The organism is Variovorax sp. Soil_C_17 (assembly GCF_057657265.1).
The window spans coordinates 21,130-45,135 of the sequence record NZ_JBDGIT010000006.1; the positions used below are offsets into that span (position 1 = coordinate 21,130).

The following is a 24,006-nucleotide window of genomic DNA, read 5'->3' on the forward strand; positions in this document are numbered from 1 at the left end:
GCGCGTCCTGCAAAGGAAGCGCGCGCAAAAAACCGGGCGCAAGAAACTTGGGCCCGGTGCGCGATTCTAGTAGCGTGCACGCGCGCCGGTAGACGAGGATGCAAATTCCGACTATATGAGGAAGGGCATGGCCCTATTAGCGCGCTCGTGGCTTGTGATCCGCTAAACATCGAGCAACTGCTCTCCTGCTTCGAGAATCAACCGGCGTGCGCTTCGTTCGATCGCTTCTTCATCCGGACCGCTTGGATTCGCGTAGGGGGCGACGCGTGGATGCGCGAGAACGGCCTCGAGCGATGGCCGCTTCGATGGGTCTGGATCGAGCATCTTGAAGATGAGCTCATGCAGCTGGTTATCCTCGAATAGACCGAGTTGCGCGCGTCGTTTGGACTCATCCGCCTGGGCGAAAGCTTCGATGAGTCCGTCACCTTCATGCAAGAATTTGTGGGGGAATGGCCGGAGGTCGCTTGGGGTAGCGCTAGTCTTGTTGGCGTCTGTCAGACGGGGCGAATTGAACTGATACAGGATTGCACCCAGGGACCAGATGTCAGCCTGATAGGTTATCAACCCTTGTTGCTTGAGATTGCGGATCGCCTCTGGAGCGGCGAAGTCTGGCGACTCGACTGGACGCAACATTGTCTTAGCGAGCCCATTCTGCGAAACGCCAAAGTCGACCAAGTGGGACTTGCCGTCCCTGTCTACGACGAAGTTGTCGGGCTTCAGGTCGAGATGCATCACGCCATTGGAGTGGGCGTTCACCACGCCTTGGACCATGTCCGCGAACATGGTCATGAAAGCGTGCGACGCGGATGGCCCATCAAGTTTGTCAGTTTTCAACTTCGACAGAATGCTGTCGTGGATTTTTGCGGCGTCGCCGTTCGGCGCATGTTCGAGGACCAGCATGAGGCCGTCGTCGGGGAGCTTTACAGCGCCTAAGAGAGGCACGATGTAGCCGGCCTGGCCTGACTGTGCCTGGGCGTGTACCTGTGCTTCCGCCTGCGGATCGCTGTCGTCCGGTTGCTTGAAGACCTTGCCGACCACCGTTTCGTCGTCCTCTGCACACCTGTAGATGTGCACCGACCCGAACGCCCCCTCGCCCAGCGGCACCTCATCGCGCACGAAGGGCTTGCCGTCTTTGCGTTTCAACGTCGTGCCTTCCAACTGGAAAGCTGTCAACGATGGTTGAGCAGGGGGACTTGCCTTCACGCCGCTACCGCGCAGAACGAGGTTCACGAGGTTATCGATGAGATACCTGTCCTTGGGACTGCCGAGATTCTGTTTCGGCTCGGCGTCCACCCAATTTTTTGCGAAGGCGAGGGCCTGTCTATAGTCAAGTGGGTCTTTGCCGACAAGGTTCAGGTCGCATGCGGCCGTCTTTTGGATGAAGGCCAAAAAGCTCGCAATGTCTGTTCGCGAGAACTTTGGGGTCACCCTTTTTGCGTACAGCGCACGGATGGAGAGCTTGGTGGAGTTAGTGTCTAGCTGCGCGGCAGCAGACTGAACGTGCTTGTTGAATCGCAGCTCTCTTGTCTCAAGGCCGGCGATGCCGTCAAGAAGCGCTCGAAGATCCTTCGCGCGAACGGAGTCTGATTCTGCGATCTGTGACTGCACTGCTTGCAGTTGACCTTGCAGGAGACTGGCAGCGCCCGCGAAACTGTTGATTCTTGTTTCTAGACGTCGGACGGCAAGTGCCGCCGCTTCCTTGCGGTTTTGGGGGCGACCCACCCATGTGTCCCATGCAAGCTGGGCTCGCCCTGCATTCGTCCGTCTCTTTGCATAGACGATGGTCCCCTTGACCTTGAAACCGATGCGTGCATCGGGCTTCTTTTCCAACCCCATCTGTTGAACAGTTTTGTTATTAGGCGGCATTGCTACCCCTCCTTGTGCTTTAAAGAAGAGGGTCTTGACAGTTCGGTGCATAGCGAGATTTGAGCAGGCGGATGAAGGTTAAGAACGATTCGCCGGAAACAGTTCGTTCGCTACTAACTGCGGTATTCACGAGTCGAGGTAGCTTGGAGCAGGCGATTTCTCCAACGAGTCAGTAACAATCGTCGGGGAAGAGTTCCTCTGTCGGGAACGTCGTACGAGTCGGTGCTTCCTACAATGCACCATGCCCTCCGCCCACCCCGCGCCCACCTCCACTTTGTTGCAAAACCTCAACCCCGAGCAGCTCGCCGCCGTCACGCTGCCCGCCGGCAACGCCCTGATCCTGGCCGGCGCCGGCTCCGGCAAGACCCGGGTGCTGACCACCCGCATCGCCTGGCTGCTGCAGACCGGCCAGGTCTCGCCCGGCGGCATCCTGGCCGTCACCTTCACCAACAAGGCGGCCAAGGAGATGCTGGCGCGCCTCACGGCCATGCTGCCGATCAACGCGCGCGGGATGTGGATCGGCACCTTTCACGGCCTGTGCAACCGCTTCCTGCGAGCGCACTGGAAGCTGGCCGGCTTGCCGTCCACTTTCCAGATCCTCGACACCCAGGACCAGCTCTCGGCCATCAAGCGGCTGATGAAGCAGTTCAACGTCGACGAGGAGCGCTTCCCGGCCAAGCAGACCCAGTGGTTCATCGCCGGCGCCAAGGAAGACGGCCTGCGGCCGCGCGACGTCGAGGCCCGCAACGAGGACGACCGCAAGAAGGTCGAGCTCTACCAGCTCTACGAGGAGCAGTGCCAGCGCGAAGGCGTGGTCGACTTCGGCGAGCTGATGCTGCGCAGCTACGAACTGCTGCGCGACAACGACCCGGTGCGCGAGCACTACCAGCGCCGCTTCCGCCACATCCTGATCGACGAGTTCCAGGACACCAACCGCCTGCAGTACGCCTGGATCAAGATGCTCGCGGGCAACACGGTCGAGGGCCGCTTCGTGCCCGGCGACAACAGCGTGCTCGCGGTGGGCGACGACGACCAGAGCATCTATGCCTTCCGCGGCGCGCGGGTGGGCAACATGGCCGACTTCGTGCAGGAGTTCGAAGTCACGCACCAGATCAAGCTGGAGCAGAACTACCGCAGCTACAGCAACATCCTCGATTCGGCCAACGCGCTGATCAGCCACAACAAGAAGCGGCTGGGCAAGAACCTGCGCACCGACCAGGGCCCCGGCGAGCCGGTACGCGTCTACGAATCGACCAGCGACTTCGCCGAGGCGCAGTGGATGGTGGAGGAGATGCGCCAGCTGGTGCGCGAGGGCATCGATCGCAAGGAAATGGCGGTGCTCTACCGCAGCAACGCGCAGAGCCGCGTGATCGAGACCGCGCTCTTCAATGCCGCCGTGCCCTATCGCGTCTACGGCGGCCTGCGCTTCTTCGAGCGCGCCGAGATCAAGCATGCGCTGGCCTACCTGCGGCTGCTGGAGAACAAGGACGACGACACCAGCTTCCTGCGCATCGTCAACTTTCCGCCGCGCGGCATCGGCGCGCGCAGCATCGAGCAGCTGCAGGACGCAGCCCGTGCCGCAGGCCGATCGCTGCACGATGCCGTCGCCGTCGTGGGCGGCAAGGCCGGCGCCAACCTGTCGGCCTTCGTCGCCAAGATCGACGTGCTGCGCGAGCAGACCCAGGGCCTGTCGCTGCGCGAGATCATCGAGCTGGTGCTGCAGCACAGCGGCCTGATCGAGCACTACCGCAGCGAGCGCGAAGGCGCCGACCGCATCGAGAACCTGGAGGAGCTGGTGAACGCGGCCGAGAGCTTCGTCACGCAGGAGGGCTTCGGCCGCGACGCGGTGGCGATGCCGGTGGACGAGCTTCGGCAGTCGCCGGTCAGCCAGGGCCTCGACCTCGACCTGCCGATCACCGACGAGCCCTTGGTGCCGGACGCCGAGACCGGCGAGACCATGAGCCCGCTCGCCGCCTTCCTGACCCATGCCGCGCTGGAATCCGGCGACAACCAGGCCCAGGCCGGGCAAGACGCGGTGCAGCTGATGACCGTGCATGCGGCCAAGGGCCTGGAGTTCGATTGCGTGTTCATCACCGGCATGGAGGAGGGCCTGTTCCCGCATGAGAACTCCCTGTCCGACCACGAAAGCCTGGAGGAGGAGCGTCGCCTGATGTACGTGGCCATCACGCGTGCGCGCCAGCGCCTGTACCTGAGCCATTCGCAGACGCGCATGCTGCACGGCCAGACCCGCTACAACGTGAAGAGCCGCTTCTTCGACGAGCTGCCGGAGGCCGCGCTGAAGTGGCTGACACCGAAGAACCAGGGCTTCACGCCTTCGGCGTTCGGCTACGGCGGGGGTTACGCGAGCACGCGCGGCGGCAGCTACGGCGGCAGCAAGGAGAGCTTCGCCAGCCCGCCCATGCCGCCGCAAAAGGCCGCGCCTTCGCACGGCCTGCGTTCGGGCATGCAGGTCTTCCACAACAAGTTCGGCGAGGGCACCGTGCTGGCGCTGGAAGGCGGCGGGGACGATGCGCGGGCGCAGGTCAACTTCCCGCGCCACGGTATCAAGTGGCTGGCGCTGTCGGTGGCAAAGCTGACGCCGGTGTAGCGCTCAAGACACTGGGTTCCTGGAGTGCTTCTTCTCCGCTGATCGCAGAACCGCGCGCATCTGGCTATCAAAGGCCGGATCGCGCTCGGCGTGGTGCGCGGCCATGTGAAGGAACCGATGGGCAAGCGTCGTTACCCAGGATGGGCGGAGCTTGCATGGCTGAAGTGCTTTCATGCCACTCGCCTTCGCTCACTTCAAAAAGCACCCAGAAGAGGATCACACATCATGCATTCAGTCACCCGGCGTCCGTCCGGAAGCTCGAGCTCGTCCGAAGACTTGCCATCCGCAAAGCGGCAAAAGCCTGATAACGGCTCTACAACCCCAACCGTGACCAGCGAGCAATCGTATGCTCCTTCCATTGGCGAACGCCTCCTCGCCTTCCGCCGCTGGGTAGAGAGATCGGGGAGCGAGGAGGGCTGGCCCACGCAATTGCTGGCCATGGTGCAGCAGGTTGCAACGGTCCAGGAGGTCAATGACTGGCTCGGTGCGCTGAACTCGGCACTCTGCACATCCTGTCCGGACCTGCTGTCGAGCTTCTCCGAGCGGCTCTCTTGCCTGCTGCCTCAATGGACCCCGGAGAGTTTGCCCGCGTGTGTGGAGCGTTGTCTGAACGTGGCAGCGGGTGCGGGCCAGTCTGTCGTGGTGTGGAGGGCTCTTGGCGCTGCGCTCCCCAGCATGTCGCTGACTGCCATGCAGGCGTTGTTGGAATGTTTGCGGGGCCAAGAGAATCCGCCTGCCATCGGAGCGGGCCTTATTGTTCATATCAAGGAAGTCATTGATCTGAGTCTGTCGCTGCCAACCTCGGGGTTTGGCACAGGGCCCGGCACCACGTTGGTCGTACCGATCGAGCTCCCCCCTGGTGTGCTCGGAGAAGACGAGATCATGGCGATCGATACGGGCACCGATCGTCATGCAATCCAGGCTCCGGGTACGACGACGCGAGCTTTGCCCGAATTGAACCACGATGTGCTGACTTTGATGATGGCGCACGAGCTTAGGGCCGAGGGCGTCGATTGGATGCAGCCCCAGTATTACGGGCCGTCTAAGGAACACGGCAAAGCCCTGTGGAACATGGCGCGGGTTGACAAGCAGTTCTTTGCCCGCTTCCAACCGATGCTGGCCAACTATTCATGGATGCAGAGGGAGGCCGACAGCAGGCTGGAGTTGTTCTCGGGTATTGAGCCTGCCGACGCGATGTCAGGGCTGATCCATGACATCGTCGATCTGGATGCGCAAACGGTCAAATCGATGTTGCCTGGTGCGCCGGGCATAGCGCAGCGCCGCCTCGACCTGGTGTTGCGGGCCTTGTCGTTATGCCTGACGCAGCCCGGGCTTCAAATAAGTCTTCCGTTGCTGCAGGGCGTGTATTCGCAGTTACACAACCGAGCTGTAGTCCAACTCGCAAGCGCGGGCCAGGCGATGTCGCCTTCGTTTGCCCAGCACGTCGATCTGTCAGCGATGCCCTTGCAGTTGCTGACCATGGCCTACCGTATGCTCGGGGGCACAACGCTGGGTTTCAGGATGCTGACTAAACTGACACTCGACGGTCTCCGGGCTTATCCGGAAGATGTCGAGGTGCAGACCCTGATCGGCGTTTTGCCCCTCCTGGGCAATTCTCAAGAGCTCATAGATAAGTTCCTGGGCCGCATCCAGAAGCTCATGGACAAGGGCGTTCTCTGGAAGCGCCCAGCCCATGATTGGCTGCTCTACCAGGCATCTCGCTTGAACGTCATGCTCGCGCTGATCGACGGCTCCAGCCCGGTGCTCGAAGAAGAGGCAAACGGGCTGCTTGCAGCGCTGCAGCGGCACCACGGTGTGGGCGGCGAGCCGAGGATGCTGATCGACGATCCGTTCGGCGAGCGCTATGTCTTATGGACTATGGGCGACATAGGTTGGCTCTGCGCCTTGTGCAAACGTGCGGAGAAGCTCGAAGGGTGGAAGCCGTCGGGGCTCGTTCATTGCCTGGCAGATCTCTTACGGCAGTTCTGCTCAGTATCTGCTCCGGCCTACAGGTTCGCGGCCCCTCAGTTCATGGCGCTGTTTCCGGCCTCTATTCTGAGTCTTGCATTTGCTCGACTCACGTTCAAAGAACAGGCACTGATTTTGTGCAGGATCTACGCTCCTGACGAACAGAAGAACTGGTCAGATCACATGGAACTGATCGCGAGCTTTGCGAGGAATGGGGACATTCCTGTCTACGATCGAGAGTTTGTCCTGGAGATCATCAAGGGAATTTGGGGCCAGCATTTGAACTGCATAGAGCTTGTCGATCGTCTGATGAAAGAAATGCCGCAGGAAATGAGTGACGAAATGCCTCAATAACCTGCCAAGAACCATGACGAACAGGCGCGCCGCCTGGAGTCGCTGCTGCCCATCACCTCGAGATCGACGATCGCGTCATGCCAGGGTACTGGGAGGGCGACTTCATCAAGCGCGCGGGCAACTTCTGCGACCCGCACAGCCCCCCGCAACGCGGCACCTGCGAGAACACCATGGGCTGTTGCGTCAGTACCTGCCATTGAATCGGGTGTTGCACTTCGCTCTTGAAACCGCCAGTCTTCGGCATTGTCAAGTCCCATCTTGCGGCAGCAGCTCGGAACCTACGTGCAAGCGTGGTCACTCAACTGTGAGCCGAGTTCGCACGTGGCGGGAGCGTCAGCGTGCTTGTTCAGTTCCATTCATCCTTCAAGCCATCAGACACGACTAGATATCATGGAATTCAGAGCGACGCCACCCAGGACCCCAAGAGTTTGCAATCCCAATAGCCCGAGGTCAGCCGGAGAGTTGCAGTCCTCGCAGCGGCAAGAAGTCCAGCACGACCCGATGGACATGCAGCCGGATGGCTCTTCCGTGGGCATGTGCCTCGCCGCCCTTCACGACCAAGTGGCGAGTTTGTCGCCAGACCAATTGGTCTCGGAATTGCTGAGATTGCTCCCGCACGTCAAGACGGCCGCGGACGTCCATGACTGGCTCGGCGAGCTGACCGCGGATCTTTGTGAAGCATGTCCAGACTTGCTGATGCAAATGTCCGAGCGCCTTGCTCTCTTGATGGCCGGGCTCGCCCCGGAGAAGGCCGCCGCGTGCGTGACGCATTGCTTGAACGCGGCGTGGGCCTCGCAGCAGTCCTCCGGAGTGTTGTTGAATCTTTGCTCGAGGCTTCATGGTTTGCCGCTGCCTGCGATGCAAGCGTTGCTGACTTGTTTGCATGGCCAAAGGGCTTGCGGGCAGCTCCCGGAGGACGAGAGTCCTCTGATCGATTACGTGCAATCTGTCATTGACGGCATGAGCAAGACCTTGCCCGCGTTGGGCTTTTGCGCCAATACGTTGGTCATACCCATCGAGAACACCAAGGTTGCGCTCCAGGACGACGAGATCGCCGTGATCGACACAGGTACCGAGCGCCATGCGATTCGGGCGCCAGGTGCGGCGACGGATGACGGGCCCATGGAACTGCCTCGCGATATGGTCACGTTGGTGTTGACGCACATACTCCAAATATTGGACATGGATTGGATGAGGCCCGAATTCGAAGGGCCGCCGGATGAAGGTCGGAAAGAGCTGGCGAATTGGGCACTGGTTGACAAGGCTTTCTTCACCCGCCTTGCGCCGATGCTGACCAACTTAACCTGGATGCAGTGGGAATCCGATATTCGGAGAGGATTTGTTAAAGAAGACACGGCGAACGTTGCTTTCCGGATGGACACCCTGGTCCACTGCCTGGTGGATCTGAAGGCGCAAGACGTCAGGTCGATTCTGCCGCGCGCCCCAGGCGTTGCGGAGCGCCGCCTCGACTTGGTGCTGTGGACGTTCATGGTCTCGCTCGCGATCTCCATGGATCAGAGCGAGGAACTGAAGTCCGGCTACCTCAAACTGCACAACCGGGCGGTACTCCAGTTGGCGAGCCAAAGACAGGCGATGTCACCTTATTTTGCAGAGCACGTCGATCTGTCGGCGCTGCCCCTGCAATTCCTGACGATGGCATACCGTATGCGGGGCCTCATGGCACCGGACGTCCAGGATTTGGCGGTTCTTGTAGCCTACAGTCTTCCGGAGTACCCGGCGGATGTTCAGGCGCAGACCTTGATCAGTCTGTTGTCGATGCTTCCTGATCCGAGTAGCAAGGCCAAGATCATGGCTCGTCTCCACGACCTCATGGGCAAGTTGGATCTATGGCCGACCCCGCCCCGTGCATTGCTGCGTTGTCAATGGTCCAACTTGGATGGCATGCTCGCTCTGCTCGAGGATCCCGGCACGGTTCTCGAGTACGCGGCCATGGCGGACGCCCTTCTCTTGGCGCTGCAGGAGCACCACGGTGTGGGCGACGAACCCAGCCTGCTGTCTGAGAACCCATTCGACAAGCGCCGTGTTCTATGGACGATTGCCGATATACGCCTGCTCGCAGCCCTGTGCAAACGTTCCGCGGCGTCTGGCGAATGGAAGCCGGCGGGGCTCGTGGGCTGCCTAGCGGCTCTCTTGCGCCAGTTCTGCTCCGTGTCCGCTCCCCCGTACACTTTCGCCGCCACCGAATTTAAGGCGGAGTTTCCACGCGGCATCTTAGACTCCGCAGTTCTTCTACTTACGCCTCGCGAGCAGGAGCTGATAGCGGACGAGAGACCTGATGTTGTCCTGCGGAAGACGCACCTTCCGTCGTAATCGGCTCTGGCTTTCGCTGGGCGCAATGAACGAGGACATTGCGCGCGCTGCGTGACACAGATCGTCCTGCAGCGCACTGGTCGCTGCAAATGAGGGGGATGCAATCCCCTAATCCGCCCGAAAGCTGTCCCTGAACGTGAACCACGTCGAGCTCAGCGACATCGCTGCCAGCACCAGCGCGCTGCCGATCATCAGCGCCCCGCCAAGGGCCGAGGCGCCGCCGCCCATGCCGACGGCGCCGACGCCGACCAGCACCGTGGCCACCAAGCCGATGCCGATGCCGGCGATGAGGAATACGCCGAACCACGAGAGGCAGAACATCGCGTAGGCGCCGAAGTTGCGGAACAGCGCGACCAGGCTGAAGAAGAGACTCTTCACCGGCTCCACGTGGTGCCAATGCACCAGCGCGGGGGCATGCCACATGGCCAGCGACAGCGGCAGGTTGAGCACCATGACGAAGAGGCGGGCAGTCTGGAAGTCGCTGCTGGCCATCACTTCGGCCGAGAGCGTCTCGTCGAGCAAATAGGCGCGCGCCAAGGAGCCGTCGTCCAACAATGCCGAGAGGCCCACCACGATCACGAAGTAGGCCGCCGAGATGAGGCCCAGCACGATCATCGGCTTCCACTCGCCGCGCACCGCTTCGGCGGCGGCGGTGAACATGGCGGGCGCGGCGGGCTTCTGCCGGTCGTTGGCGTAGGCCACCGAGGTGGCGACCATCAGGCCCAGCGTCATGAAAGGCAGCAGGATCGGCGCCAGCACGCTGCCGACCAGCGGCAGCTGCGAGGCGATCGAGATCGAGGCCATGAACAGGAAGAACAGCGAAATGAAGGCCAGCGGCTGCCGCCAGAAGGTCTTGAGCCCGATGCGGACCCATTCGGCGCCAGTACGTGCCGGCACGAGGTTCAGTTTCATGGATGGACAGGCCCCTCAGGCGGCCTGGGGCTCGCCGAGGGCGGCGCTGGAAGAGAAGGGTGCGGCCGGCGCCCGCGAGCGTTCGCGCAGCACGCGCTCGAAGTGGGTCGGGTCATGCGCCTTGAGCATGCTCGCCTCGCGCGGCAGGTGGAAGTCCCAAAGTCGCGAGATCCAGAAGCGCAGGGCCGCGGCGCGCAGCATGGCGGGCAGCAGGGCGCGCTCGGCGGCGGTCAGTGGCCGCACGGTGCCGTAGGCAGCCAGCAGGGCGTCGGCGCGAAGCGCATCGTGCCGGCCGGTGGGCAGGTCGATCGCCCAGTCGTTGAGGCACACCGCCAAATCGAAGAGCCAGGTGTCGGTGCCGGCGAAGTAGAAGTCGAACACGCCCGTCAGGCGCGGCGACTCGCCTCTGGTGGCGAACATCGTGTTGTCGCGGAACAGGTCGGCATGCACCGGGCCGCGCGGCAGCGCCGCGTAGGCCGAGGACTCGGCAACATGGTTCTGGTAGGCCAGCTCGCTCTTCAGCAGTGCCGCTTGCGGCGCTTCGAGGTAGGGCAGCACCACCGGCGCGGTGTCGTTCCACCAAGCCAGGCCGCGCAGGTTGGGCTGGATGCGGGGGAAGTCGCGTGCCGCCTGGTGCATGCGCGCCAGCAGGCGGCCCAGCTCGGCGCAATGGGCGGCCGTGGGCGCCAGTTCGCTGCGCCCTTGGAGCCGCTGCACCAGGGCCGCCGGCTTGCCCGCCACCCGGTGCAGGAACTCGCAGGGCGCATTGGCCGGGATGGAGAGCGCGTGGCCGCTGGGCGGCTCGATCGCCGGGTCGGCCACCGGTTCAGGCACCGGAATGCCGCGCGACGCCAGGTGCTTCATCAGGCAGAGGTAGTAGGGCAGCTGCTCCGGCCCCAGGCGCTCGAACAGCGTCAGGACGAATTCGCCCGATGCCGTGCTCGCGAAGTAGTTGGTGTTCTCGATGCCGCCCTCGATGCCCCGCAGGCCGCTGAGCGGGCCCAAGCCCAGGCGCTGGACGAGCGCATCGGCTTCGTCGAACCCGACTTCGGTAAAGACCGCCACAGCTTTTTCAGAACTTGAGGACGTTCCAGACCCGCGCGCCGTTGCCGTTGCCGCCGGTCTCGGTCTGGCTCTGCCGGTCGCGCCCGCTGTTGTTCGGCAGCACCTCGTAGGAGGGCACGTTCGCCTTGGGCTGTACCGTGATGCTCTGGGTCTGGCCGCCGTAGCGCACCTCGTCGACGCGCGCGCCGGCATCCTCGACGCGAATGTGCTCGATCTTCTGGTTGCTGCGCGGCGACTCGGGCGCGGCCTGGGCGGCGCCGGGCGGCGGTGCGCTCTGGGCATGAACGGCGGCCAGCGGTGCGGCACAGGCCAGCGCGGCCAGCAGGGCGCCGCGGGCGAGCAGAAGAGGAGTGGAGGACATGAGGCGATTGTAGGCGGCGGCCCTGCGGGGCGCTGTCAGCCGGCGGCGACGGTCGCCGTCGTGCGGGCGCCCGAACGCGGCACGGCAAAATGCCCCGATGACCGACAAGAAAACATTGCTGCTCGTGGACGGCTCGAGCTACCTCTACCGCGCCTTCCACGCGATGCCCGATCTGCGCGCGGTGCCGGGCGACCCGGCCAGCCCGGCGACGGGCGCCATCCGCGGCATGATCAACATGCTGCAGTTGCTGCGCCGCGAGGTGCGGGCCGACTACGCCGCCTGCGTCTTCGACGCGCCGGGAAAGACCTTCAGGGACACGTGGTATCCCAAGTACAAGGCCAACCGCTCGCCGATGCCCGACGATCTGCGCAGCCAGGTCGAGCCGATCCTCGAAGTGGTGAGGCTTTTGGGCTGGCCGGTGCTGTGCGTGCCCGATGTCGAGGCCGACGACGTGATCGGCACCCTGGCGCGCACCGCGGCGAACCAGGGCGTCGAGGTGATCGTCTCCAGCGGCGACAAGGACCTGAGCCAGCTGGTCGACGAGCACATCACCATCATCGACACGATGAACGGCAAGAAGCGCGACGTGGCCGGCGTGACGGCCGAGTTCGGCGTGCCGCCCCGCCTGATGATCGACTACCAGACCCTGGTGGGGGACACCGTCGACAACGTGCCCGGCGTGGAAAAGGTGGGTCCGAAGACAGCCGCCAAGTGGCTGCTGGAATACGGCTCGCTCGATGCGTTGATGGCCCGCGCCGGCGAGGTCAAGGGCCAGGCCGGCGAGAACCTGCGCAAGGCGCTGGACTGGCTGCCACAGGGCAAGCGGCTGGTGACCATCCGCACCGACTGCGAGCTCGACGGCCACGTGCCCGGCCTGCCCGCGCTCGACGGCATCGCCATCGGCCCGCAGCAGGTCGAGCCCCTGAAGGGCTTCTACGAGAAGTACGGCTTCAAGAGCCTGGTGAAGACGCTGGAGGCGCACGAAGTCCCGCCCGAGCTCATCGAGGAGAACAGGGCGAAGGGCGGCCCCGAGGGCGGCACCGGCCTGCTCGAGAAGCCGGCTGCCGACGCCGCGGACAGGGCCTCCAACCTGGTCTACGACACGGTGCTGAGCTGGGAGCTTTTCGACACCTGGCTGGGGAAGGTCGAGGCGGCCGAACTGGTCGCGCTGGACACCGAGACCACCTCGCTGGACGAAATCCACGCCGAGATCGTGGGCATCAGCTTCAGCGTCAAGCCCGGCGAGGCGGCCTACGTGCCGCTCGCCCACAACTACGGCGACGCGCCGGCGCAGCTGCCGCGTGACGAGGTGCTCGCGAAGCTCAAGCCCTGGCTGGAGGACGGCACGAAGAAGAAGCTGGGCCAGCACGTCAAGTACGACCGCCACGTGTTTGCCAACCACGGCATCGAGGTGCAGGGCTACGCGCACGACACCATGCTGCAGAGCTACGTGCTGGAAGTGCACAAGCCGCACGGCTTGGCCAGCCTGGCCGAGCGCCATCTGGGCCGCAGCGGCATCGACTACGAGGACTTGTGCGGCAAGGGCGCGCACCAGATTCCCTTCAGCCAGGTGTCGATCGAGAAGGCGGCCGAGTACGCCTGCGAGGACTCCGACCAGACTTTGGACGTGCACCTCGCGCTTTGGCCGAAGCTGCAGGCCGACGACAAGCTGCGCTTCATCTACGAGCTGGAAATGGCCTCCAGCGAGACGCTCTACCGCGTGGAGCGCAACGGCGTGCTGATCGACGCCCCGACGCTGGCCGCGCAGAGCAACGAGCTGGGCAAGCGCATCCTGGCGCTGGAGCAGGAGGCGTTCGAGCTCGCCGGCCAGCCCTTCAACCTGGGCTCGCCCAAGCAGATCGGCGAGGTCTTCTTCACCAAGCTGGGCCTGCCGGTGGTGAAGAAGACGCCCAGCGGCGCGCCGAGCACGGACGAGGAGGTGCTGGAGAAGCTGGCCGAGGACTTCCCGCTGCCGGCCAAGATCCTCGAGCACCGCGGCCTTTCCAAGCTGAAGGGCACCTACACCGACAAGCTGGGGCAGCTGGCCCATCCGCGCTCGGGCCGGGTGCACACGCACTACGCGCAGGCGGTGGCGGTGACGGGCCGGCTGTCGAGCAACGATCCCAACCTGCAGAACATCCCGATCCGCACGCCCGAGGGCCGGCGCGTGCGCGAGGCCTTCGTGGCGCCGGCGGGCAGCGTGATCGCGAGCTCCGACTACTCGCAGATCGAGCTGCGCATCATGGCCCACATCAGCGGCGATGCGTCGCTGCTGCGCGCCTTCACCGAGGGCATCGACGTGCACCGCGCCACCGCGGCCGAGGTCTTCGGCGTGCCGGTGGACCAGGTCTCGAGCGAGCAGCGACGTTATGCCAAGGTAATCAACTTCGGGCTGATCTACGGCATGAGCAGCTTCGGCCTGGCGCGCAACCTCGGCATCGAGACCAAGGCCGCGGCCTCCTACATCGACCGCTACTTCGCGCGCTACCCGGGCGTGAAGGTCTACATGGACGAGACCAAGGCCCTGGCCAAGCAGCGGGGCTATGTGGAGACCGTGTTCGGCCGCCGCCTCTACCTGCCCGAGATCAACTCGCCCAACGGCCCGCGCCGCGGCGGGGCCGAACGTGCCGCCATCAACGCGCCGATGCAGGGCACGGCGGCCGACCTGATCAAGCTCAGCATGGTCAAGGTGCAGGCGGTGCTCGACGCCGAGAAACGCCGCACGAAGATGATCATGCAGGTGCATGACGAACTGGTGTTCGAGGTGCCCGAGGATGAAGCCGACTGGGTCCGCAGCGAGATCCCGCGGCTCATGGCCGGCGTGGCGGAGCTCAAGGTTCCGCTGCTCGCCGAGATCGGCTTTGGCCCCAACTGGGACAAGGCGCATTGAAAGAAGACCAACACAAGACCCAAGGAAAGACAAACGAATGAAGTTCTCGCATTCCCTCCGCATCTTCGCCCTCGGCGCCGTCTGCGCCGCTTGGCTGGGCATCGCCTCGGCCGCACCCGACGAGCGCATCGCCGCGCTGGCCGCCAAGGAAAAGCCCGCGCTGCTCGACACCCTCAAGCAGCTGGTTTCGATCGAGTCCGGCAGCCGCGATCTCGAGGGCCTGGACAAGATCGCCAGCCTGATCGCCGACCGCCTCAAGGCCATGGGCGGCCAGGTCGAGCTGGTCGACCCGACGGCCGAGGCCTACCGCATGGAAGACACGCCGGAGAAGATCGGCAAGGCGGTGCGCGCCACCTTCAAGGGCACGGGCAGCAAGAAGATCATGCTCATCGCCCACATGGACACGGTCTACCCGATCGGCATGCTGAACAAGCAGCCCTTTCGCATCGACGGCGACAAGGCCTACGGCCTCGGCATCGCCGACGACAAGCAGGGCGTGGCCGTCATCCTGCACGCGGTGGCGCTGCTGAAGGCGCTGGACTTCAAGGAATACGGCACGCTCACCGTGCTGATCAACGGCGACGAAGAGATCAGCTCCCCCGGCTCGCGCGCGCTCATCAGCCGGCTCGGCGCGGAGCACGACGTGGTGATGTCGTACGAGGGCGCTTCGGTCAAGGAGGACAAGCTCTCGCTCGCCACCGCCGGCATCGCCTCGGTCTCGCTCAACGTCACGGGCAAGGCCTCGCATGCGGGCTCGGCGCCGGAGCTGGGCGTGAACGCGCTCTACGAGCTCTCGCACCAGATCCTGCAGATGCGCGACCTGTCCGATCCGGCCACCGGGCTCAAGATGAACTGGACCATCTCGAAGTCGGGCACCAACCGCAACGTGATCCCGGCCTCGGCCAATGCCGCCGCCGACGTGCGGGTGCTGAAGGTCAGCGACTACGACCGCATCGAGAAGCAGGTGCAGGAGCGCGTCAAGAAGCAACTGATCCCCGAGGCCAAGGTCGAGATGAAGTTCGAGCGCCGCCGTCCGCCGCTGGAGGCGACCGACGCCTCGCGCGCGCTGGCCGCGCATGCGCAGGCGGTCTACAAGGAACTGGGCCGCGAGCTGGGCGCCGACGACAAGGTGGCCGGCGGCGGCACCGATGCGGCCTTTGCCGCGCTGAAGACCAAGGCGCCGGTGGTGGAGCGCTTCGGCCTGCAGGGCTTCGGCGCGCATTCGGCCGATGCCGAGTACGTGCTGATCGACTCCATCGAGCCGCGGCTCTACCTGGCGGCGCGCATGGTCATGGACATCTCGCGCGGCAAGACCGGCGGCCACTAGCGCGATTGCTCGACGCGATGCGCCTGCGCCACATCGAGGTCTTCAACGCCATCATGCTCACCGGCAGCGTGAGCGCGGCGGCCAGGCTCATCAACATCACGCAGCCCGCCGTCAGCCGCACGCTGCAGCACGCCGAGATCCAGCTGGGCTTCCCGCTGTTCCAGCGCGCCAAGGGACGGCTCACGCCGACCACCGAGGCGCAGGCGCTCTATCCGCACATCGAGCGCCTGTTCGCGCAGCTCGACGAGGTGCAGCGGCTGGCGGCCAACCTCCGCGCGGGCAGCGACGCGGGCGAGCTGCGCATCCTCACGGTGCTGGCGCTGAGCTACGAGGTGCTGCCGCGCGCGCTCAAGGCCTTCCGCCAGAAGCATCCGGGCATCGCCGTCACGGTGGAGGCGCTGCACTCGCCGCAGATCATGTCGGCGCTGCTGCGCCAGGAGGCGGACGTCGGCTTCGCCTTCAGTCCGGCGGTGCATCCCTCGCTCACGCAGGAGGCGCTGGCCGACAGCCGCATGGTGTGCATCGCGCCCAAGGGCATGCTGCCGCGCGCGCTGGTGCGCAACGGCTCGGCAGCGCTGCACGACCTGGTCAAGCTGCCGGTGGTGGGGCTGGACAGCCGCGATCCGGTCGGCACCAGCCTGAGCCAGGCCTGCCGGCAGGCGGGCGTGGGCTTCCAGCAGGCGGTGGTCACGGTGCAGACCTACCATGCGGCGCTGGCCATGGCACACCACGGGCTGGGCGTGGCCCTGGTCGACGGTTGCACCGCCAGCTCGGCGGATCGTGACAAGGTGGATGTGCTGGCACTGGAGCCGCGCATCCCGGTGCCGATCCGTGCCTTGCGCTTTGCCGAGCGGCCCGACTCGGTAACGGTGCGCGGCATCACGCGATTCATGCGCGAGGCAATCGAGGAGATGGCCTAAGCCGCCAATTGCCGCGCCACGCGCTCCGCCGAGCCGAAGGCCAGGGTGAAACCCAGCGCGCCGTGGCCGGTGTTGAACAGCATGTTCGAAGGTGCGGCGGCCAGGCGCCCGATGACGGGCACGCCCGTCGGCGTGGCGGGGCGCATGCCGGTCCAGGGGTGCAGCGCCTCCAGGCCGCTCGCTTGCGGGAAGACGGCGCGGGTCGCTGCGGCCAGTGTCTCGATGCGCGTTGCTGGAATGCTGGCATCGTGCCCCACCAGCTCGGCCATCCCCGCCACGCGCAGCCGCGAACCGATGCGCGCGAACACCACCTTGCGCGCGCTGTCGGTCACGCTCACGCGTGGCGCGGCCTCCGCCCCCGGGTCCACCTCGACGGTGATGCTGTAGCCCTTGAGCGGATAGACCGGCAGGTAGGCGCCGAGCTGGCGGCCCAGCCGGTGGGAAGCGGTGCCCAGAGCCATGACGAAGGCGTCGGCCTCCAGGTCGCCGGCGCTGGTCTGCACCGCGGCGACGCGCCCGTGGCGCCGGTCGAAACCCTGCACTTCGCAGTCGAGCAGGAAGCGCACGCCGCGCGCCCGCAGCGCATGTTCCAGCGCGCTGCAAAGCTTGAGGCAGTCGGCCGCGCACTCGCTCGGCGTGTGGATGGCGCCGGCCATCTGCGTGCGGTAGCCCGCGAGCGCCGGCTCGATCGCGATGCATTCGTCGGGCGTGACCAGGCGCTGCTCGCTGCCCATCGTGCGCTGAAGCTCGAGCTGCCGGCGCGCGCCCTCCAGCGCGGCGGCGCTGCCGTACAGCACCAGCTTGCCGGTGGCGGAGAAATCGCAGTCGGGCTCGAGTTCGGCCAGCATGGCCTCGAAGGCGGTGCGGCTCTCGGCCGCGAGCGCGAGCAGCTGCGCCGTGGTCTGGTGCGAGGTGCGGGCGTTGCAGGCTGCCAGAAAGGCAAGGCCCCAGCGCCACTGCAGCGGATCGAGCTGCGGCCGCAGCTTGAGCGGGGAGGAGCGCGAGAACAGCAGCTTGGGCAACTGCTTCCAGATCGACGGATCGGCCAGCGGCTGCACGTAGGAGTAGCTCAGCTGCGCGCCATTACCGCCGCTGGCGCCGGACCCGGGCACCGCGCGATCGACCACGCTCACCTGGAAGCCCCGCCGGCTCAACTGCCAGGCGGTGGCCAGGCCCACGATGCCCGCACCCAGCACACCCACATGCATGACGCTTACTTCCTGCCGCTTGTTTGGAATGCGCCGACTCTAGGCGGTGGCCGCCCGGGCGTGAAATGCCAAAAGCGGGGCGGCCCATAGCCAAAGCTCATGCCCCCAAAACGAGGCCATAACTTTTGATCATGGCCGTGCCCGCAAAAGGAATTGTGACCTCCGCGTGAATCGTTCCTACACTCCGCAACACATTCCAATCCGAAAGGGCTCGCATGAAGATTTCCGCATTGATGGCCGCCGTGGCGCTCGCCGCCGTCGCAACGGGCGCCCAGGCCGCCGACACCCTGGCCAAGATTGCTGCCTCCGGCAAGATCACGCTCGCCTACCGTGAATCCTCGGTGCCCTTCAGCTACCTGGATGGAGGCAAGCCGATCGGCTTCTCGGTCGAGCTGTCCAATGCCGTGGTCGAGGCGGTCAAGAAGAAGCTCAACAAGCCCAACCTCGAGGTGGCGATGATGGCCGTGACCTCGCAGAACCGCATCCCGTTGCTGAGCAACGGCACCATCGACCTGGAGTGCGGCTCCACCACCAACAACAGCGCACGTGCCAAGGACGTGAGCTTCGCCGTGAACCACTTCTACACGGGCACCCGCCTGCTGGTGAAGAAGTCCTCCAACATCAAGGACTATGCCGACCTCGCCAAGAAGACGGTCACCAGCACGACGGGCACCACCAATGCGCTGGTCATGCGCAAGTACAACGCCGAGAAGAACCTCGACATGGACATCGTGCTGGCCAAGGACCATGCCGACGCCTTCCTGCTGGTCGAGAGCGGCCGCGCCGTGGCTTTCGCGATGGACGACATCCTGCTGTACGGGCTGATGGCCAATGCCAAGAACCCCGCCGAGTTCGAGGTGGTGGGCGAGGCGCTGCAGGTCGAGCCCTACGCCTGCATGCTGGCCAAGGACGACGCGGCGTTCAAGAAGCTGGTGGACGACACCTTCATCGGCCTGATGAAGAGCGGCGAGTTCGAAAAGATGTACACCAAGTGGTTCCTGCAGCCGATTCCGCCGAAGAACGTGCCGCTGAACCTGCCGATGAGCCCGCAACTGCGCGACAACATCAAGTCTCCGAGCGACAAGCCTGCGACATAAGCGCTCCCCAGGCTTCGCGCACTTCGTGTCGCTTTCGTGGAATGACAAACGTCGTTGGCATCCTCGGTGGCATGGGCCCGGCGGCGGGCGCCGACTTCGTGCGCCTCTTCGTCGAGGCCTGCGCGCGGCTGATGCGCCAGCGGGGCGAGCCGGTGCGCGACCAGGCCTTCCCCGAGCACTGGCTGGCGCAGGTGCCGGTGCCCGACCGCAGCGGCGCGCTCGAATCGACCGCGCTCGGCGCCCACCAGCCGCTCGAACCGATGCTGCAGGCGCTGGGCCGGCTGGCCGCACTCGGCAGCCGCGCGGTGGCGATCGCCTGCAACACGGCCCATGCCTGGCATGCCACGCTGCAGGAGCGTTTCCCGCAGATCGAGGTGCTCCATGTGGCGCGCGAGGTCTCGGCGCAACTGGCGGCGGAGGGCGTGCGCGACACGGCGCTGATGGCGACCGAGGGCACCTACCGTGTCGGCCTCTACGAGCGGGCGATGGGCGATGCGGGCCTGGCCTGCCACCTGCCGCTGGCCGGGGAGCGCAAGCTGCTGATGCGCGGCATCTACGAGGGCGTGAAGGCCGGTGACCTGCGCCTGGCCGAGGATTGCTTCAGCCGGGTTGCGCTGCAGTTGGCGGATCGGCATGGGCCGGTGGCCATCGTCATGGGCTGCACCGAAATTCCACTGGGGCTGCAGAATTCGGCGGCAGTTGCGGGGCTGCGGTTGGTCGATCCGGCGCAGGTGCTGGCCTCGGCGCTGGCCGTGCGGGCCTATCGAGGGGCCTGAAAGCAGCTTGCCGTTGCCCGGGTTCCTCAGGCGGAAGGCTGCAGCATTCCCCCCTTGACACGGTTGATAAGATCAAGGCGGCTGTGGCCACCCTGAAAGCCGTCCCGATGGGCGGCTTTTTGTTTTTCTTTGTTGAAGCCGTCATGAACCTGTTCGTCATCATCGCCGCGACCCTGGTCGCCGGCATCGGAAGTGTCTGGATAGCGGCGCTGCTGCTGCGCGTGGGCGTGCGCAGGGGCGCCGGCGTCGATCCGCAGCACCTGCTGAGCCTGGCGGCCGGCGCACTGCTGGCCACGGCCTTCATGCACCTGCTGCCCGAGGCCTTCGAGAGCCGCATCGAGCCGGGCCTGTTGTTCGGGGTGCTGCTCTGCGGGCTGGTGCTTTTCTTCCTGCTCGACAAGGCGGAGCTCTGGCATCACGGCCACGAGCATCACCATGGCAAGGGCGCGCGTCACGAGCAAGGGCACGAACACGGACATGCACACGGGCACGCGCATTCGCATGGTCACGATCACCAGCGCAAGGGCGGCGGTTGGGCCGTGCTCACCGGCGACAGCGTGCATTGCTTCGGCGACGGCATCCTGATTGCCTCGGCCTTCGTCGCCGACCTGCGCCTGGGCCTGGTCGCGGCACTCGCGGTACTGGCGCACGAGGTGCCGCATCACATCGGCGATCTCGTCGTGCTGCGACAGAGCTCGCCCGATGCGCGGGCCGCACTGGTCAAGGTGTCGCTCGCCGGCACCATGACGGCGCTGGGCGGCGTGGCCGGCTGGTGGCTGGTCGACCAGCTTCATGGCTGGCTGCCTTACTTCCTGGTGCTGGCTTCCAGCAGCTTCGTCTACGTGGCGCTGGCGGACCTGATTCCGCAGCTGCAAAAACGCCTCAGCGCGCGCCAGACCGCGTGGCAGGTCGCCTGGCTCGCCGCCGGACTCCTGATGGTCATGGGCGTGAGCCGCCTGGCCCACGGCGAGCACGGCCATGCGCACGAGCATGCCGAGCCGGCCCACGAGGAGCACGGACACAAGCACTGAAGCCGCTCGTCGGACGCGGCGCTTTCCGACACGGCGAACAGACGGCCGGTTGCAAACTTGGGCTACCCAAGTCGGGCGAGGAGGCTCACACTTGGGGGCTCGCCTCACCGCGAGCAAAACAGCTTAGGAGCCGATCATGAACCGCGCCGATCCCCCGCTGCGTTCCGTCGATCCCGTCGACGAACCGGACGAACAAATCGAGGACGACGAGCTCTCTGCAGAAGAAGCCATGGACGAAGAAGACGCCGAGGTGTTCGACGAGCTCTCCGAAGAAACCGGCATCGACCTGAGCGACGCCAGCGAGCTCGACGCCGACAACGTGCCGGCCGACGAGGAGTTCGACCGCGTCATGCAGGCGCCGGACTGATCGGCCGCCGGCTTGCGCCGGACCTCGGGCTTTCAGTCCTCGAGCGTGAAGCCGGCCTTTATCGTGACCTGCCAATGGGCAATCTTGCCGTCCTTCACATGGCCGCGGGTTTCAGTGACCTCGAACCACTGAATGTTGCGCACCGACTCGTTGGCCTTGGCAATCGCACGCTGCACGGCATCGTCGCTGCTCGTGGGCGAGGAGCCGGTGAGTTCGAGGAGTTTGTAGACGTGATTGGACATGAAGCGCTCCTGGTGGGTGGATGCGGGCACGCTGCCGCGAACGGGGCAGCGGTCCGTGCATCATAGGCCTCGGACCGGGGTTGGCACCTGCGCCATCCGCTCTTCCTTGCGCCCGGCTACTTCGCGCCGCCGGTGTACTTGGTGACGCTCTCCGCCGTCATGTGGTAGCCGCTCACCCCCATCATCGAGTCGTTGCGCAGGGTCTGCAACTTGCCGGTGATCCACACCGTGTCCATGGCGCGGAACTTCGCGCCCTTGCGCGGGCGCACGTGCACGATCTGGTTGGCTGGCGGGGGCGGCGTGTGGATGCAGGCGCCGAAGTAGGGCACCAGCAGGAACTCCGTGACCTCGCCCTTGTTCTCTTCCAGCGGCACGATGAAGCCCGGCAGTTTGATTTCGACGCCGTTCATTTCCGGATTGGTGGGCGCGTTGTTCGAGACTTCCTGCATCTTCATCAGCAGATCGTTGGCGCGCGGGTCGCCGTCCTCGAGCTTGCTCAGGTCCATCCCCTTGAATTCCTTCATCGGGTCCCAGTCCTTCGGCACCAGCTCTTCCCACGCGATCAGCCGCGGCTGGCCCGGCGCAGCCTGGGCGGCGGCGCCCTTGCCGCCCAGCGGGTTGGTGGCCGAGGTCGACGGCGGCGCGGGGTCGGCCGCGTAAGCCGTGACGGCCGCGGCGCACAGCGCGAGGAGCAGGAGGCGCAATGTCTTCAGCATGTTCAGATCCTTGGGGAGAGCCCGTCAGCAAGGGAGAGGCGGTAGGCGCGAACGCCCGGCAGCAGGCTGGCCAGCCAGCCCGCCACCAGCAGGCCGGCGAGCAGGCTCCATTCGTTGAGTGTAGGTTCGGACAGCGAGAGCGTCAGCCCGAACCGGGCCTGCAGCCATGGCGAGAGCAGGGCGATGCCCAGCGCCGCAGCGACCAGGCCGAGCGCCACGCCCAGCAGCGTGACGATCGCGCCTTCGAGCGCCAGCAGCGCCAGCACATGCCGCAGGCTGGCGCCCACTGCGCGCAGCACCGCGAGCTCGCGGCGCCGCTCGTTCAGGCCGGCCATCACCACCGAGACCAGGCCCGCGAGGCTGACCAGCGCGACCAGTGCCGACATCAGCAGCAGCGCGTTCTCGCCGACGCCGATCACGCTCCACAGCTCGTCCAGCGCCACGCCGGGCAGGATGGCCATCAGTGCCTCGGGCTGGTAGGTCGAGACCCAGCGCTGCACCCCGAACACCGCGGCCCGGTTCTTGAGGCCGACCAGCGCGGCCGTCACGGTCTTGGGCTTCAGATCGAACTTGCGCACCTGCTCGGCCGGGATGTGCACGCCAGGCAGCGGTGCGCCGCCGCGCCATTCGAGGTGAATGGCCTCCATCGCCTCCAGCCCGATGTGCACCGTGCGGTCGACCGGCGTGCCGGTGCGCGCGAGCACGCCCACCACGGTGAAGGGCTTGTCGGCGTGCTCGGCCACGTTGAGTTCGCCGCTGCCGTGCGCCAGCGTGATGCGCTGTCCCACTTGGTAGCCCAGCCGGTCCGCCACCTCGGCGCCGACCACCGCATCGAAGAGCTCGGCAAAAGGCTTGCCTTCGCGCAGCCGCAACGGCTGGCGGTTGCCGTAGCGGAAATGCCGGAAGTAGTCCGGCGAGGTCGCGAGCACCGCGAAGCCGCGGTGCGAATCACCGAGCGACAGCGGCACCACCCAGTCCACCCCCGGGTGCGCGGCCAGCGCCTGCACGCTCTGCCACTGCATGTTGTTGGTGGCGGCGCCGATGCGAAACACCGAGTACAGCAGCAGTTGCGAGGCGCCGGTGCGCGCACCCACGATGAGGTCGGTGCCCGAGACGGATGCGGAGAAGTTGTCGCGCAGCTCGGTGCGGATGCGCTCGACGCCCAGCAGCAGGAAGGTGGACAGCGCGATCGACAGCACGGTGAGCGCCAGCGTGAAGCGCCGGTTCCAGGCGCTCTTCCACGCGATCGAGAACAGCGCCTTCATGCGGGCTCGCCCATCGCCGCGCGGTTGATCTCGGGCAGCAGCAGGTGCCGGCCGAAGCGCGCCGCGATGCGCTGGTCGTGGCTCACGAACACCAGCGCGCTGCGGTTCGCGCGGCAGGCCTCGACCAGGACGTCGAGGAAGGCCTCGCGCCGGTCTTCGTCGAGGGCCGAGGTGGGCTCGTCGGCGATCACCACCTCGGGGTGCCCGATCAGCGCGCGCGCCGCAGCCACCCGCTGCTGCTGGCCGACCGAGAGCTGCATCGCCTGGCGTTTCCACAAGGCTTGCGGCAAGCCCATCGCTCCGAGCAATTGCGCGGCCTGGGCGCGGGCGCCGCCTTCGCGGCCGGCCTGCTCGCGGCGGCGCGCCGAGAAGCGGCAGGGCAGCAGCACGTTGTCGAGCACGCTCAGGTAGGGGAGCAGGTTGAACTGCTGGAAGATGTAGCCCACGTGCGCGACGCGCTGGCGGTCGCGCGCGGCGCCGGAGAGCGCGGCCCAGTCCTGGCCCAGCAGCGTGACTCGGCCCGCATCGGCGACCAGCACGCCGGCCAGCAGCGACAGCAGCGTGCTCTTGCCGCAACCGCTGGGGCCGTGCAGGAACACGGCCTCGCCGGCTTCGATCTCGAGCTGTTCGATGTCGATGCAGGGAGCGGCGCCCGGCCAGGCGAAGCGCAGCGCCTCGGCGCGAAGAACGGCACTCACCGAA

The 24,006-nt window shown here is 65.7% G+C and carries 19 protein-coding genes; 10 read left to right on the plus strand and 9 right to left on the minus strand.

The window, feature by feature from the left end; genetic code table 11:
* Positions 1–162: 162 nt before the first annotated feature.
* A complete protein-coding gene (locus AC3A6Y_RS24885; RefSeq protein WP_487870919.1) occupies positions 163–1,866 on the minus strand; it encodes a protein kinase domain-containing protein in 1,704 nt (567 codons plus the stop codon).
* 241 nt (positions 1,867–2,107) lie between these two features.
* Here AC3A6Y_RS24885 and AC3A6Y_RS24890 point away from each other — a divergent pair, with 241 nt between their 5' ends.
* The 3 genes from AC3A6Y_RS24890 (at position 2,108) to AC3A6Y_RS24900 (ending at position 9,127) form a co-directional block, all read left to right on the plus strand.
* Entirely contained in the window at positions 2,108–4,474 is a 2,367-nt protein-coding gene (locus AC3A6Y_RS24890) for a UvrD-helicase domain-containing protein (protein WP_487870920.1), read from the plus strand.
* Positions 4,475–4,801: 327 nt separating this feature from the next.
* A complete protein-coding gene (locus tag AC3A6Y_RS24895; RefSeq protein WP_487870921.1) occupies positions 4,802–6,796 on the plus strand; it encodes a hypothetical protein in 1,995 nt (664 codons plus the stop codon).
* 501 nt (positions 6,797–7,297) lie between these two features.
* Positions 7,298–9,127, plus strand: a complete 1,830-nt coding sequence (locus AC3A6Y_RS24900) for a hypothetical protein (protein ID WP_487870922.1) — start codon at positions 7,298–7,300, stop codon at positions 9,125–9,127.
* Between the two features lie 108 nt (positions 9,128–9,235).
* On the opposite strand, the gene AC3A6Y_RS24905 is transcribed toward AC3A6Y_RS24900, so the two are convergent.
* Genes AC3A6Y_RS24905 through AC3A6Y_RS24915 form a run of 3 tightly spaced genes read right to left on the minus strand, consistent with a single transcriptional unit; the run spans position 9,236 to position 11,465 of the window.
* On the minus strand, positions 9,236–10,039 hold the full coding sequence (locus AC3A6Y_RS24905; protein WP_487870923.1) for a BPSS1780 family membrane protein: 804 nt from the start codon (positions 10,037–10,039) through the stop codon (positions 9,236–9,238).
* Between the two features lie 15 nt (positions 10,040–10,054).
* A complete protein-coding gene (locus AC3A6Y_RS24910) occupies positions 10,055–11,104 on the minus strand; it encodes a homoserine kinase (protein ID WP_487870924.1) in 1,050 nt (349 codons plus the stop codon).
* 7 nt (positions 11,105–11,111) lie between these two features.
* A complete protein-coding gene (locus AC3A6Y_RS24915) occupies positions 11,112–11,465 on the minus strand; it encodes a hypothetical protein (RefSeq protein WP_487870925.1) in 354 nt (117 codons plus the stop codon).
* Between the two features lie 97 nt (positions 11,466–11,562).
* On the opposite strand from AC3A6Y_RS24915, the gene polA reads away from it, so the two are divergent.
* The 3 genes from polA to AC3A6Y_RS24930 are packed head-to-tail and all read left to right on the plus strand — an operon-like array spanning position 11,563 to position 16,602.
* Complete coding sequence (gene polA / locus AC3A6Y_RS24920) at positions 11,563–14,355, plus strand: DNA polymerase I (RefSeq protein ID WP_487870926.1); 2,793 nt, start codon at positions 11,563–11,565, stop codon at positions 14,353–14,355.
* A 37-nt stretch (positions 14,356–14,392) separates the two neighbouring features.
* Complete coding sequence (locus AC3A6Y_RS24925; RefSeq protein ID WP_487870927.1) at positions 14,393–15,682, plus strand: M20/M25/M40 family metallo-hydrolase; 1,290 nt, start codon at positions 14,393–14,395, stop codon at positions 15,680–15,682.
* Between the two features lie 17 nt (positions 15,683–15,699).
* The gene (locus tag AC3A6Y_RS24930; RefSeq protein ID WP_487871176.1) at positions 15,700–16,602 is read left to right on the plus strand and encodes a LysR family transcriptional regulator; all 903 of its coding nucleotides are present in this window, start codon (positions 15,700–15,702) and stop codon (positions 16,600–16,602) included.
* Here the strand turns inward: AC3A6Y_RS24930 and AC3A6Y_RS24935 are convergent.
* Positions 16,599–17,810, minus strand: coding sequence for a D-amino acid dehydrogenase (locus tag AC3A6Y_RS24935; protein ID WP_487870928.1), 1,212 nt, complete (start codon positions 17,808–17,810; stop codon positions 16,599–16,601). The two genes, AC3A6Y_RS24930 and AC3A6Y_RS24935, sit on opposite strands and share 4 nt — an antisense overlap.
* 215 nt (positions 17,811–18,025) lie before the next feature.
* Between AC3A6Y_RS24935 and AC3A6Y_RS24940 the strand changes: the two genes are divergently transcribed.
* The 4 genes from AC3A6Y_RS24940 to AC3A6Y_RS24955 all read left to right on the plus strand — a co-directional run bounded on the left by AC3A6Y_RS24940 (position 18,026) and on the right by AC3A6Y_RS24955 (position 21,081).
* The gene (locus AC3A6Y_RS24940) at positions 18,026–18,907 is read left to right on the plus strand and encodes a transporter substrate-binding domain-containing protein (RefSeq protein WP_487870929.1); all 882 of its coding nucleotides are present in this window, start codon (positions 18,026–18,028) and stop codon (positions 18,905–18,907) included.
* Between the two features lie 41 nt (positions 18,908–18,948).
* Complete coding sequence (locus tag AC3A6Y_RS24945) at positions 18,949–19,683, plus strand: aspartate/glutamate racemase family protein (RefSeq protein WP_487870930.1); 735 nt, start codon at positions 18,949–18,951, stop codon at positions 19,681–19,683.
* Positions 19,684–19,826: 143 nt separating this feature from the next.
* Positions 19,827–20,714, plus strand: coding sequence for a ZIP family metal transporter (locus AC3A6Y_RS24950; RefSeq protein WP_487870931.1), 888 nt, complete (start codon positions 19,827–19,829; stop codon positions 20,712–20,714).
* Between the two features lie 136 nt (positions 20,715–20,850).
* The gene (locus AC3A6Y_RS24955) at positions 20,851–21,081 is read left to right on the plus strand and encodes a hypothetical protein (protein ID WP_487870932.1); all 231 of its coding nucleotides are present in this window, start codon (positions 20,851–20,853) and stop codon (positions 21,079–21,081) included.
* Between the two features lie 32 nt (positions 21,082–21,113).
* Here AC3A6Y_RS24955 and AC3A6Y_RS24960 read toward each other — a convergent pair whose 3' ends face one another.
* From AC3A6Y_RS24960 to AC3A6Y_RS24975, 4 genes are all read right to left on the minus strand, one after another.
* Positions 21,114–21,323, minus strand: coding sequence for a dodecin (locus tag AC3A6Y_RS24960; RefSeq protein ID WP_106555230.1), 210 nt, complete (start codon positions 21,321–21,323; stop codon positions 21,114–21,116).
* 116 nt (positions 21,324–21,439) lie between these two features.
* Positions 21,440–22,039: a DUF3299 domain-containing protein gene (locus AC3A6Y_RS24965; RefSeq protein WP_487870933.1), complete on the minus strand. Its 600-nt coding sequence runs from the start codon at positions 22,037–22,039 to the stop codon at positions 21,440–21,442.
* A gap of 2 nt (positions 22,040–22,041) precedes the next feature.
* A complete protein-coding gene (locus tag AC3A6Y_RS24970; protein WP_487870934.1) occupies positions 22,042–23,304 on the minus strand; it encodes an ABC transporter permease in 1,263 nt (420 codons plus the stop codon).
* On the minus strand, positions 23,301–24,002 hold the full coding sequence (locus tag AC3A6Y_RS24975) for an ABC transporter ATP-binding protein (RefSeq protein WP_487870935.1): 702 nt from the start codon (positions 24,000–24,002) through the stop codon (positions 23,301–23,303). The genes AC3A6Y_RS24970 and AC3A6Y_RS24975 overlap by 4 nt, the downstream gene beginning before the upstream one ends.
* Between the last annotated feature and the right edge of the window lie 4 nt (positions 24,003–24,006).